8 protein-coding genes and 1 pseudogene are annotated in these 13,073 nt (G+C 74.4%); 2 read left to right on the forward strand and 7 right to left on the reverse strand.

Annotated elements, in window-relative coordinates; all coding sequences use genetic code 11:
• Nucleotides 1-20: 20 nt before the first annotated feature.
• From ACIBG7_RS38630 to ACIBG7_RS38650, 5 genes are all read right to left on the reverse strand, one after another.
• Entirely contained in the window at nt 21-932 is a 912-nt protein-coding gene (locus ACIBG7_RS38630; protein ID WP_397339472.1) for an aldose 1-epimerase family protein, read from the reverse strand.
• Between the two features lie 64 nt (nt 933-996).
• Nucleotides 997-1,482 (reverse strand): hypothetical protein, encoded by a 486-nt coding sequence (locus ACIBG7_RS38635; RefSeq protein WP_357925498.1) that lies wholly within the window; start codon nt 1,480-1,482, stop codon nt 997-999.
• Nucleotides 1,483-1,543: 61 nt separating this feature from the next.
• Nucleotides 1,544-7,033 carry a biotin carboxylase N-terminal domain-containing protein gene (locus ACIBG7_RS38640; protein ID WP_397339473.1) on the reverse strand — a complete coding sequence of 1,830 codons (5,490 nt, stop codon included), beginning with the start codon at nt 7,031-7,033 and terminating at the stop codon, nt 1,544-1,546.
• A gap of 297 nt (nt 7,034-7,330) precedes the next feature.
• Nucleotides 7,331-8,200, reverse strand: a complete 870-nt coding sequence (locus ACIBG7_RS38645) for an SMP-30/gluconolactonase/LRE family protein (protein WP_397339474.1) — start codon at nt 8,198-8,200, stop codon at nt 7,331-7,333.
• 89 nt (nt 8,201-8,289) lie between these two features.
• Nucleotides 8,290-8,922: a GntR family transcriptional regulator gene (locus ACIBG7_RS38650; protein WP_397339475.1), complete on the reverse strand. Its 633-nt coding sequence runs from the start codon at nt 8,920-8,922 to the stop codon at nt 8,290-8,292.
• Between the two features lie 97 nt (nt 8,923-9,019).
• Between ACIBG7_RS38650 and ACIBG7_RS38655 the strand changes: the two genes are divergently transcribed.
• Entirely contained in the window at nt 9,020-9,373 is a 354-nt protein-coding gene (locus tag ACIBG7_RS38655; protein ID WP_397339476.1) for a YciI family protein, read from the forward strand.
• Complete coding sequence (locus tag ACIBG7_RS38660) at nt 9,370-10,008, forward strand: DUF998 domain-containing protein (RefSeq protein ID WP_397339477.1); 639 nt, start codon at nt 9,370-9,372, stop codon at nt 10,006-10,008. Before ACIBG7_RS38655 ends, ACIBG7_RS38660 begins: the two co-directional genes overlap by 4 nt.
• Before the next feature lie 33 nt (nt 10,009-10,041).
• Here ACIBG7_RS38660 and ACIBG7_RS38665 read toward each other — a convergent pair whose 3' ends face one another.
• Both ACIBG7_RS38665 and ACIBG7_RS38670 read right to left on the reverse strand, forming a co-directional pair.
• Entirely contained in the window at nt 10,042-11,328 is a 1,287-nt protein-coding gene (locus ACIBG7_RS38665; RefSeq protein ID WP_397339478.1) for an MFS transporter, read from the reverse strand.
• A pseudogene (locus ACIBG7_RS38670) lies at nt 11,325-12,991 on the reverse strand (dihydroxy-acid dehydratase). Before ACIBG7_RS38670 ends, ACIBG7_RS38665 begins: the two are co-directional and overlap by 4 nt.
• Nucleotides 12,992-13,073: the final 82 nt, after the last annotated feature.

Below are 13,073 nucleotides of genomic sequence, written 5' to 3' on the forward strand. Positions count from 1 at the left end.
GTGCCGCCTTTCTGCCGCGTTCAGCCGAGCCGGATGCCCCAGGAACCGGCGAGGCTCGCGCCCGGCTCCAGGGTGTGCAGGTCGATGCCGCTGGCCAGGGCGTTGGGCGGGCTGGTCATCGGCTCCACGCCGAACCCCTGCCGGCGCAGCCGCTCGGGCACCTCGTCGGCGGTGTACAACTCCAGCCACGGGTGGGTGGCGTCGGCCCAGAACGAGGTGGTGCGCGCCGAGCCGGCCAGGTGCACCCAGGCGCGGCCGGCCTCGTCGCGGTCCAGGTCGGTGAAGGCGCGGTCGATCTTGAGGTCGCCGAGGCGGCGGCCCTCGCGCAGGTCGAAGGGAGTGCCCTCGACCGGTTCCGGCGAGCCGTACGGGATCATCCGGTCGTTGACCGGCAGATGCCGCCGGCCGGGCGCGGTCACGGTGCAGCCGTCGATCGGCTCGCCGGTGGTGAGGTAGGGGTGGGCCCCGTGCGCGTACGGCGCGGCGGCCTCGCCCTCGTTGCGCGAGCGCACCGACACGGTGAGGCCCTGGCCCGCGTCCAGGCTGTACTCCGCCTCCAGCGCCAGCCGGAACGGATAGCCCGGCGTGCCGAGCAACCGGCAGGCCAGCCGTACCCGATGGTTCTCGCGCTCGACCACGCGCCACGGCAGCCAGCGCGCCAGGCCGTGGATCGCGCAGTCGTAGGCGGGCTCGTTCACGTCGAGCTGGTACGGCACGCCGTCCCACTCGTAGCGGCCGTGGTCGACGCGATTGGGCCAGGGGATGAGCAACTGGCCGAAGGCGGCCGGCGCGGGCTCCTGCGGCCCGTAGGCCAGCACGAGGGCCTCGCCCCCGTGCGCCAGCTCCCGCAGCCCGGCGCCCTGCTCGGTCACCACCGCGGTGTAGGGACCCGCGGTCAGGGAGTACTGCTCGCCGCTGAGCGCATTTCGCATGACCGGCTACTTACCCGGCGATCCGCCTCCCTCTCCGCGGAAGGCGGCAAAGAGCTCGGCAATATCACCGGCCGTAGGGCGCACCGCCCTGGCCCGGCTGGCCGTACCCCGGGTTGGGTCCCGGGTGGTGTCCCGGTCCGGGCGGCCCGTAGCCCGGCGCGAACCCCGGCTGGCCGGGCGGGGGCTGCTGCTGCGGGTAGCCGCCCGGCCCCTGCTGGTACGGCGTGCCGGACACCTGCCGGTGCTCGGGCGAGCGCGCCGCGACCCCGAAGACCAGCAGCAGCGTCCCGACGAGGGAGAGCAGCGTGCCCACCCCGAACAACAGGGAGATCATCCCCGAGACCGGCGACAGGCCGAACCCATGCATGATGTCGTGCAGGAAGATCGAGAGCAAGGTGGTCCAGAGCACGCCGATCGCGAGCACGACGCAGCCGAACACCCCGAGCAGGGCGCCCCGCCCGCGGTGACTGCGGGACATGGCGGTCACGATCACGCCCACGATCAGCACGATGAGCTGGAGGATGCCGAGAAGCAGATTCACAATGTCCACCCGCCCGACCCTACGGGGTCCGTGCGGACCCCGTGCGGACCCGTGCGGACCCCGTGCGGGCTCAGCGCCCGCGCATGCCCCGCTCGATCGCCTCGATGATCCGCGGCCGCAGCTCGGCGGCGCTGACGATGGCGTCCACCGAGCCCACCTCGACCGCCCGCTGAATGTTGTGCACCCGGTCGAACTCCGCGGCCACCTCGCCCAGCTTCTCCGCCCGGACCGCCGCCTGCACCTCGGTGAGCCGCGCGTTGAGCGAGGCCCGCTCGGCGCCGCTGGCCCCCGAGACGCGCGCGGCCAGCTCGGCGACCCGCGGGTCGTTGGCGGTGCGGGTGTTGACCTCGCCGGAGAAGACGACGGCCGCGGCCGGGGCCCCGCCGAGCACGGAGGCGAAGGAGCCCTCCAGCGCGAGCACGGTCATGTTCGGGTTGAGCGCCTTGGAGAAGACCACGAAGGCCCCGCCGTGGTAGCGGGAGATCACGCAGAAGACGATCGGCCCCTCGAAGTTGACGATCGCCCGCCCGATCTCCGCCCCGTACTCCAGCTGCAGCTTGCGCATCGACTCCGGCGAGCCGTCGAACCCGGACAGGTTCGCCAGCACCACCAGCGGCCGGTTGCCCGAGGCGGAGTTGATCGCCCGGGCGGTCTTCTTCGACGACTGCGGGAACAGCGTGCCGGCGGTGTAGGTGTCGGGGCCGTCGGTGGGCGGGAAGCCGCGCCGGGGCACCGGCCGCGACTCGATGCCGACCAGGCAGACCGGCCAGCCGCCGATGTGCACGTCCTGGACCGCCGAGGTCTCCGCGTCAGCCATCCGCGCCCAGCGCTCCAGCACCGGGTGGTCCTGGTCGGACAGCGCCCGCATCACCGTGCGGATGTCGAACGGCTTCTTGCGGTCGGGGTTGTGCTCGGCCGAGAAGATCTCGCCGACGGTGGTGAAGTCGCTGCCCGCCACCGAGTGCGGGAAGTCGCGGATGTCGCGGTCGGCCGGGTCGATGGTGGCCGCCCGGCGCGGCGCGGACTCGCCCGGCACCACGTAGGTGTGGTCGTAGTGCGCCATCAGCACGTCGCGGGCCGCGGCCAGGTTGGGCGCCCAGTACTGGGCCTGCCCGTTCGGGCCCATCACCCGGTCGTAGCCGCCGATGCCCACGTTGTCCTCGGCCGACACGCCGCCGGAGAAGTCGAGCGACTGCTTGCCGGTCAGCACCATCGCCGAGTCGGGCGTCATCACCAGGATGCCCTTGGTGTGCATGAGCATCGTCGCCTCGGCGTTCCAGTACGGCTGCGCCCCGACGTTGATGCCCGCGACCACGACGTTGATCTCGCCGCCGGCCTGGGTGAAGGTCACGATGCGCTTGAGCGCGGCGGCCACCCAGTCCATGTTCTCGGTGCCCGAGGTCATCGAGATGCGCGCGCCGGCCGACAGCGCGAACCACTCCAGCGGCACCCGCAGCCGCTCGGCCAGGTCGAGCGCGGCGATCACCCGCGAGCACTCCGGCTCCGACAGCGCGCCCAGCGCCTTGGTCGGGTCGCCGAGCAGCACCACGCGGGTCACGCCCTCGGGGTGGTGCGGGGTCGGGGTGGTGACCACGCCCGCGACGATCGCGGCGGTGTTGTTGCCCTTGGGCCGCGTCACCGGCACCAGCACGCCGTGCTCGTCGAGGTCGTGCTCGACGAAGCGGCCCTCCGGGCCGGCGAGCAGGTCGGTCAGCTCGTAGGGGTAGACGTTGCCGCGCCGCGCCGCGCGCAGCACCTTCTGCCGGTAGGCGTCCAGCGGCTGCACCGGCTCCATCGACGGCTTGCCCACCTCGACCCGCGCGCCGTGGCCGGGACCGAGGCTGACCCGCACGGCCACCTCGCTCAGCTCACCGGCCGCGTTGCGCTGGCGGGCGACGAACAGCACCTCTTCCAGGCCCGCGCCCGCGGTGGTCGGCAGGATGCGCTGGACCAGCGCGTTCAGCTCCTCGCCCGACAGCTCGGTGGCCGGCCAGACGTACATCATGATGCGGTTGGTGTCGAAGCGCTTGTTCTGCGGGCGCTGCATCTGGATGGTGCGGATCGCGTCGAGCCCGGCGGCCAGGCCGCCCTCGACCGAGGGCAGCGCGACCAGGCGGCCGTCCGACTCGCGCAGCGGCGTCAGGTCGCGCACCTGGCCCATCGCGATCAGCCGCTCGTCGGCCGGGTTGCTGCGGGCCACCGCCTTGAACAGGTAGACCTCCTCGTCGGCCGACGGCAGCCGGGTGAGGTCGAAGGCGCGCCAGCGCTGCAGTTGCAGCCGCTGGGCGATCTGCGGGTGCAGGCCGCGGATCAGCCGGTCCTCGGCGAAGCCGCGCTCGCCGTCGGGGCGGAAGGTGAAGTGGTGGTGCATGACCGCGCCGCTGGTGCCGGCGACGGTCATGGTGATCCGGCGGACCCCGGCGGGAGGCGCGTGCTCGGCGATCAGCTCGCCGAGCCGTACCGCCAGGGCGTCGACGTCCGGCTGGTCCTCCCAGGTCACGTAGAGGTCGGCGACCAGCCCGTGCTCGGGCACGCCGGCCGCGAGCCCGGCGATGGCGCCGATCGCGCCGGGCAGCGCGCTGACGTCGACGGCGGTGGTGACCACCCGGGTCACCCGCTCGGGGCCGGTGTGCTCGGCGGTGACGAACCGGCAGCCGCCGGCCTCCCGCACGGCCACCTCGGCCAGCGCGCGGTTGCCGTAGTAGCGGCGGGTCAGCACCTCCAGCAGCGGCGCGGAGTCGCAGCCGGGCCGCCCGATGCGCTGGCCGACCAGCCGCACCAGCGGCTCGGCGCTGGCCACCATGGCCTGGATGCGCTCGGCGCGGTCGGCCGCGTCGGGGTTGCGGTCGAGGTAGCTCAGATCGGCCCGCACCGCCGAATAGACCCTGGCCCGGGTACGGCGGAGCAGCGGCTGGGCGAACCAGCGGAAGACGATGCCGCGCGCCAGGTCGGAGACGGTCGGGAACCGCACCTGCGTCGCCTCGACCACGTGCTCCAGGGTGAGCCCGGCCCGCTCGGCGAGCGACTCCAGCGGCGGCGCGTCGGCCAGCCACTGGCGCAGCAGCGCGGACACGACGTGCACGTCGGCGCCCATCCGCTGCTGGGCCAGGAAGATGCGGAAGACCGCCTCCTCCAGCTCGGGCGTGCGGTCGAAGCCGGTGACGCCGTAGTGGGCCAGCACCGCGGCGAGCTTGGCCTGGAAGTCCTCGGTCAGCCCGGCCCGCTCGACGTCGAGGAAGCGCAGGTAGCTGTGGAAGAACTCGCGCGGGCTGTGCACCGCGCTGTCCGGCTCCAGGTCGAGGCCGCCGACCGGCTTGTTGCGGCTCAGCTCGGACAGGTCGGCGAAGACGGTGAGCAGGTCGAGCTCGCCCTCCAGCAGCCGCCCGCCCAGCTCGGCGCGCGCGGCCAGGTAGTCCGACAGCACGCGCTGCTGGTCGTGCGGGTCGACGTCGAAGCCGAGCAGCAGGCTGCGCAGGGCCTGCAGGCCGCGCTCGACGCGCTCGGCGGGGGAGGCCTGGGCCGGCTCGGCGGGCAGGTCGATCTCGACCGCCTCAGCGGCCTGCCCGGCCTCAGCGGCCTCCTCGTCGCCCAGCGGCTCCAGCCGCATCAGCGGCGCGCCGGTCTCGACCTGGCTGCCCGCGCTGACCGCGCACTCGCGCACCCGGGCACGGAACGGCGCGCGCAGCACCGTCTCCATCTTCATGCTCTCCAGGACCAGCAGCGTCGCGCCCGCCTCGACCTCGTCGCCGGCGGCCAGCGGGGCGGCCACCACCAGCGCGGGGGCGGGGGAGCGGACCACGCCGCCCTCGTCGCGGCCGACCCGGTGGGTGACGCCGTCCACCTCGACCAGGTGGATCGGCCCGTGCGTGGCCGACACCAGGCGGAAGCGGCGGCCGTTGAGCACGATCTGGCCGCTGTGCTCGTCGAAGCGCTCGATCTCGACGTCGGCCGGGTGCACCTCGCCGCCGCCGGAGACGCCGACGCGGAAGCGGGTGTGGCCGACGCGGGCGACGCTCACCCGGTAGCCCACGCCGCGCAGCTTGAGGTCGAGCGGGCGGCCGGTGTCGTGCTGGACCTGCGGCCGGCCGCCGTGCGCGGTGGCCAGCAGCCGCTGCCGGGCGACCTCCTCCTCGTCGAGGTAGGCCTCGATGGCGGCGGCGGCCAGGGCGACGGCGGAGTGCCGGTGGCTCACCAGGCGGCCCTCGGCGCGCACGCGGTCGATCCAGCCGGTGTCGGCGCTGGCGTCGACCACCTCGGGCTGGTCGAGCAGGTCGAGGACGAAGCTCTTGTTGGTCGCGCCGCCCTCGATGATCACCGTGGTCTCGGCCATCGCCCGGCGCAGCCGGCCGAGGGCCTGGTCGCGGTCGCGGCCGTAGGCGATGATCTTGGCGATCATCGAGTCGAAGTCGGCCGGGATGGTGTCGCCCTCGCTGACGCCGGTGTCCACCCGGATGCCGGGGCCGGCGGGCAGCACCAGGCGCGCGATGCGGCCGGGGGCGGGCGCGAAGTCGCGGTCGGGGTCCTCGGCGTTGAGCCGGGCCTCCACGGCGTGGCCGAGCTCGGCGGGCTGCTCGCCCTCCAGCCTGCCGCCGGCGGCCACGTGGAGCTGCAGCCGTACCAGGTCGGTGCCGGTGGTGATCTCGGTGATCGGGTGCTCGACCTGCAGCCGGGTGTTGACCTCCAGGAAGGCGAACAGCTTCTCGCCCGGGTGGTAGAGGAACTCCACGGTGCAGGCGCCGCAGTAGCCGACCGCCACGGCCAGCCGCTCGGCGGCCGCCTTCAGCTCGGCCGCCTGCTCGGGGGCCAGGACGGGGGAGGCGGACTCCTCGATGATCTTCTGGTTGCGCCGCTGCACCGAGCAGTCGCGCACGCCCAGCGCCCACGCGGTGCCGTGGCTGTCGGCGATCACCTGGACCTCGACGTGCCGGGCCCCGGTCACCAGCCGCTCCAGGAAGACCACGCCGGAACCGAAGGCGCGCAGCGCCTCCTGGCTGGTGCGCTCGTAGGCGTCGGTCAGCTCCTCGCGGGAGGCCACCATGCGGATGCCGCGCCCCCCGCCGCCCGCGGTGGCCTTCAGCATCAGGGGGTAGCCGATCTCGTCGCCGGCGCGCAGCGCCTGCTCCAGGGTGGCGACCTCGCCGCGGCTCCACGGCGCGACCGGCACCCCGACCTCCTCGGCGATCAGTTTGGCGCCGATCTTGTCGCCGAGCCGGCGCATCGCCTCGGCGCTCGGGCCGACGAAGGTCACACCGATCTTGTCGCACAGCTCGGCGAAGGCCGGGTCCTCGGCGACGAAGCCCCAGCCCACCCAGGCCGCGTCCGCGCCGGACTCGACCAGGGCGCGTTCGAGCACCTCGAGGTCGAGGTAGGGGCGGGCCGAGGCCGGGCCCAGGGCGTAGGCGTGGTCGGCCTCGCGGACGAAGGTGGCGTTACGGTCGGCGTCGGTGTAGAAGGCGACCGTCTCGATCCGCGTCCCCGTCTCCCCCGAAAGGTCGCGTACGGCGTGGATGAGCCGCATCGCGGCCTCTCCACGATTGACGATGGCGACACGACTGAACACCGGTTGAGCCTCCCAGCTACCTCAAGCATCGAAGGCGACGTCCGCATCTTCCGGAGCGTCGCCTGCACCTCTCGATAGCCTGGTCCATCACGGCGAGGACACCAATGTCCTCCACCCGGCAGGACAGAGCCGTCGTGTTGTAGGTAATCCACAAAAGCGATTTGCCGCATCATGCGCTAGCCGTCGTGGATTCCGCACTCCTGCGGAGCGTCGCGGCCTCCCCTCGGCGGGCCGGCTTCGACGATCCCCTTCTCCCAGCATAGAGCCGCCCGCCCGCCTCCCGGGCGGACCGCCGGGTCAGGGGCGCCAGTACGGGAGCGGCAGGCCCGGGACGTCCGCGCGGGCGGTGAACAGGCGGCCGGAGGCGGGCCCCGGCTCGGTCAGCCCCTGGACGGCGGTGGTGATGACCAGGGTGTCCAGGGCGGGCCCGGCGAAGCAGACGCTGCTGGTGTGCGGCGCGCCGGTCTCGATCGTGCCGAGCAGCTCGCCGGAGGGAGTGCGGTGCTCGACGCGGCCCAGGCCCCAGTTGGCGACCCAGAGGTTGCCCTCGGCGTCGGCGCACATGCCGTCCGGCTTGCCCTCGGTGACGGTGAAGGCCTGCTCGCGGGTCCCGGTGGCGCCGTCGGCCGGGTCGTAGCCGCGTGCCCACACCACGCCCGAGGCGGTGTCCACGCTGTACAGCACGTCGCCCGCCGGGCTCCAGGCCAGGCCGTTGGAGACGGTGAGGTCGGCGTCCAGGACGGTCACGCGCTCGCCGTCCAGCCGGACGAGCACCTCCTCGCCCTGCCGGTCGTCCTGCGGGAGGCTGCCCACCAGGAAGCGGCCCGCCGGGTCCACCGCGCCGTCGTTGAGCCGGCTGCGCCGGCCGGGTGGCAGGACGCGGGCCAGTTCCGTGCGCCGGCCGGCGAGGTCGACGCGGGTCAGGACGGCCTGCTCGGCGACGATCAGCTCGCCGTCCTCGGCGACGGCCACCGCGCCGACGGTGGTGCCGAAGGTGTGCCGGGCGGTGGGGGTGATCTCGCCGGTCGCGGCGTCGAGGGCGCCCTCGTGGACGACGCCGGCGACGATGTCGACCCAGAGCAGGCGCTGCCGGGCGGGATCCCAGACGGGGCCCTCCCCGAGGGCGTGGACGTCGGGGGCGGCGGGTCGGGCGGTGGTGCGGGTCACTGGGGGTGCGCTCCAGGCAGGGGTCGGTGGGAGCCCGGCAGCCGCAAGGGGTACGGCGTGCGGGTCGGCGGTGGTCAAGGCCGCCGGGGTCAGGTGTGCAGGGTTCGGTGGGTGAAGTCCACGAGGTAGTCGTTCAGGGCCAGGGACGCGCGCGCCGCCGCCTCGGCGTCGCCCGCGTGTACGGCTCGCAGCACGTCCTGGTGCCGGTCGGCCCCGGCCCTGATCTCCCGCGCCGGGTCCCGCAGGTTGGCGAACCAGAACCGCCGCGACAACCCCTGCAACGGCGCCATCGCCACCGACAGGAAGTCGTTGCCCGCCGCCGCCGCGACCAACGCGTGCGACTCCTTCAGCAACGGCCCGAACTCGTGCGCGTCGGCGCCGGTGAACTCCTGGAGCTGCCCGGCGAGCTCCAGCATGGCCGCGCGCTGGGGCGGCTGGGCGCGCTGGGCGGCCAGCCGTACGGCCAGCTCCTCCAGGCTGCGCCGCACCTCCAGCAGGCGGAGCTGTGACTCGATGGAGGCGTCGGCGACGAAGACGCCGCGGTTGGGGTGGATGTCGACCATCCGCTCGCGGGCCAGCCGCTGCAGGGCCTCGCGCACCGGCGTCCGGCCGTAGCCGGTGCGTTCCATCAGGGCGCGCTCGGACAGCAGGCTGCCCGGCGGCAGCTCCTGGAACGTGATCATCTTCTCCAGGGCCTGGTACGCCTGGTCGGTCTTGTTCATGCCCCTCCCACCTCTGGACAGCTTCCAGCATACCGGTGTATCAATGGCACATCACCGATATATCAGTGGTGTATTAGCCCGGTCGAGGGAGAAGAAGATGCACTACCTGCTGCTGCTGAAGTCCGACGAGCACCCCGAACTGGGCCCGCCGCCCGCCGAGCTGATGGCCGCCATCGCCGAGCACGGCGCGGCCATGGCCCAGGCCGGGGTCCTGATCTCCACCGCCGGGCTGGCGCCCGCGCCGATGGGCCGCAGGCTCCGGCTGGAGGACGGCCGCACCACGCCCGTCCCGGCGCGCGAGCAGATCGACGCCTACGCCCTGATCAAGGCCGCCGGCGACGACGAGGCCGCCGACCTGGCCGGGCAGTTCCTGGCCCTGCACGCCAAGCACTGGCCCGGCTGGCAGGGCGAGGCCGAGGTCCGCGCGCTGTTCGGGGCGGAGGGCGCATGAGCGCCGCGGTGGCCGCCGCCGCCCCGGCACGGGAGCGGACCGGAGTCCTGTCGGCCTGCGGGATCGTCGCGGGCCCGATCTACGTCCTGGTCGCCGCGATCCAGGTCCTGACCCGCGAGGGCTTCGACCTCACCCGCCACCCGGTGAGCGTGCTCAGCAACGGCGACGCCGGCTGGATCCAGATCGCCAACTTCCTGGTGACCGGCGCGCTCACCCTCGCCTTCGCGGCCGGCCTGGCCCGGGCCGGCGAAGGCCGCTGGGCGCCGCGCCTGATCGCGCTCTACGGCCTCGGCGTCGTCGGCGCCGGGCTGTTCGCCGCCGACCCGATGGACGGCTTCCCGATCGGCGCCGACACCACGATCACCTGGCACGGCCTGGCGCACCTGGCCGTCGGCGGGATCGGCTTCCTCGGCCTGGTCGCCGCCTGCCTCGTGCTCGCCCGCGCGCACGCCGCGGCCGGGCGGCGCGGCTGGGCGCTCTACTCCGCGGTGACCGGCGTGGTGTTCCTGGCCGCCTTCCTCGGCATCGCCTCCGGCGCCCGGGTCCCCGGCCTCAACCTGGCCTTCGCCGCCGCGGTCGTGGCCGGCTGGACCTGGCTGTCACTCACCGCCGCCCGGCTGCACCGCACGCGATGACCCTCACCACGAACCGGACCGTGGCGGGGCCGATCACCGGGACACGGGCGTGCCGCCCCGCGCCGGCTCCGGCGCGAGGCGGCCGGTCTCCGGCCCGAACGACAACGCCACCACGGTGACCGCGCTCAGCAGCGTCAGGTAGGCCGCCACCGGCCACCAGTGCCCCGACCAGGCCACCAGCGCCGTCGCCACGAACGGCAACAGCCCGCCGGCCAGCACCGAGCCCAGCTCACGGGCCCCGGCGAACCCCGAGAGCCGCGTGCCCGGCTCGAACAGCTCGGCGAAGTAGGCGGCCTGCGGGGCGAGCATCGCCGGGTACAGCACGCCGAGCCCCACCACGAAACCCAGCACGAGCAGCGCGGGCGACAGGCTCTGCACCAGCAGGAAGAACGGCGCCAGCCACACCGCCGAGGCGACCGCGCCCGCCGCGTACACCGGCCGCCGCCCCACCCGGTCCGAGAGCGCCGCCCACAGCGGCACCGCCGCCACCTGGACCGCCGCCGCGATCACCACCGCCAGCAGGGTCACCTGCCGCTCCACGCCGAGGACGTCCACGGCGTAGGCGACGCCGAACACCGGGAACAGGTAGGCGAAGGAGTTCTCCGCCAGCCGGGCCCCCACGACCACGGCGAAGGCGCGAGGCCGCTCCCGCAGCACCGCCAGGAGCGGAACCCGGACCGGCCGGACCGCCTCGGTGAACGCGGCGGGCTCGGCGACGCCCCGCCGGATGAACACCCCGGCCACCAGCAGCAGCGACCCGAGCAGGAACGGCACCCGCCACCCCCAGCTCTCGAAGTCCGCCTCCGGCAGCAGGAGCATGAGCTGGAAGATCCCCGTCGACAGCAGCGTCGCCAGCGCGAACCCGCTGGCCGCCCACGCCCCCGCCAGCCCGCGCCGCGATCCACCGGCGTGCTCCACGGCGAGGGTGACCGCCCCGGCGTACTCGCCGCCGGCCGCGAACCCCTGCACCAGCCGCAGCACCACCAGCGCCACCGGCGCCCAGAACCCGAGCTGCTCGTAGGTGGGCAGCAGCCCGATCAGCGTCGTCGCCGTGCCCATCAGCACGACGGTCAGCACCAGCATGCTCCGGCGCCCCCGGCGATCACCCAGGTGTCCCAGGACCAGCCCGCCGATCGGCCGGGCGGCGAACCCCACGGCGTAGGTGGCGAAGACGGCCAGCCGCGAGGCGGTCGGGTCGGTGCCCGGGAAGTAGAGCGTGTTGAGCACCAGCGCCGCCGCGGTCCCGTAGATCAGGAAGTCGTACCACTCCAGCGTGGTCCCGACCAGGGCGGCGACCCCGGCCCGCCGGGCCTGGCTCACCGCCGGCCCGGCCGTCTCGTCACCGCGCCGCCCTGGATCGGGCCGACCAGGCGGGCGTACTGCCCGAGCAGGCCGCTCTCCTCCCCGCCGGTACGGCAGGCGGGGGCGGCCTCGCGCACCGGGGAGACGTCCAGCGCCCGCGCGTCCAGGTCGATCGTGACGAGGTCGCCGTCGGCCACCCCACCCAGCGGCCCGCCGTCGGCCGCCTCCGGCATGACCTGCCCGACCACCGACCGTGGTTGAGCCCGGACAGCTCCCCGTCGGTCACCACGGCGACCTGCCCGGACAGCCCCGCGCCGTTGAGCGCGGCGACGAACCCGGCGGCGAACACCGTCCCCGGCCCGCCCCGCACGCCCAGCCCGCGCAGCACGATCACCTCGCCGGGCCGCAACCGCCCGGCGGCCAGCGCGTCGAGCGCGTCCTCCTCCGAGCCGAACACCCGGGCCGGCCCCTCGAACCGGCGGGCGGCCTCCGCCTTGACCCCGGCGAGCTTGACGATCGCCCCGTCGGGCGCGAGCGAGCCGCGCAGGATGGCCAGGCCGGGCGCGTGCCGTACCGGGTCGTGAGGTTCGCGGAGCACCACGCCGTCCGGCGGCCGGGCGACGGCGGCCAGCTCGCCGACGGTACGGCCGGAGACCGTGAGCGCGCCGCGGTGCAGCCGTGGCAGCAGCGCCCGCAGCACCGTGGCCACGCCGCCCGCCTCCTCCAGCTCCCACACCTGGTGCGGGCCGTTGGGCCGGATCGCGGCGAGCTGGACGGCGTCGCGGCCCAGCCGCTCGACCAGCGCGACCACGTCGAGATCGAGCTCGGCCTCGGCGGCGACGGCGGCCAGATGCCGGACGCAGTTCACCGAGCCGCCCAGCGCCAGGGCGACCTCGACGGCGTTCTCGATCGCCTCGGCGGTGAGCACCCGGCGGGCGGTGAGCCCCTCGCCGATCATGGCGACGATCCGCGCCCCGGCCTCCTCCGCCCGCCGCCACATCGCCGCCGACCCGGCCCGCACCGGGGCCGAGCCCGGCATCGTCATGCCGAGCGCCTCGGCCAGGCAGTGCATCGTGTTGGCCGTCGCCAGCCCCGCGCACACCCCCGGCCCCTCGATCGCGGCGTCGGCCAGCTCGCCCAGCTCCTCCACGCTCATCGAACCGCCCGCCACCGCGCCCACCGACTCGTAGACGGTGTCGATGTCCACCGAGCAGCCGGCGAACGAGCCGCCGCGCTGGTAGCCGCCGACGACCACGATCGACGGCAGGTCGAGCCGGGCGGCGGCCATCAGGTGCGCGGGCGTGGTCTTGTCGCACGAGGACAGGAAGACCACCCCGTCCAGGACCGCGCCCTCGACCGCCGCCTCGACGTCGTTGACCACCAGGTCGCGCGAGGGCATCAGGTAGCGGGCGCAGCGGCCGGCGCTGGTGACGAAGTCGCTGGGCGCGGTGGTGCGGATCTCGAACGGCAGGCCGCCCGCCTGCCGTACGGCGGCGCAGACCCGGCGGGCCACCTCGTCGAGGTGACTGAAACAGACCGAGAGCTGCGAGGAGGTGTTGACCACGGCGACCTTGGGCCGCTCCTGGTCGGCGGGGCTGATGCCCATCGCGCTCCACTGCGCCCGCCGGACCGCCCAGCGGGTGCTGCCCGGCGTGAAGTTGCTGCGTAAGCCGTTGTCCATACCACTCCTCGCCGGTGGGGGCCGATGCCGGGAAATCCCGTCCTATAGAGGGGCCATCGGGGCCTCCGGTGTCAAGAACGAC

The organism is Nonomuraea sp. NPDC050328 (genome assembly GCF_044459405.1).
GTDB lineage: Bacteria > Actinomycetota > Actinomycetes > Streptosporangiales > Streptosporangiaceae > Nonomuraea.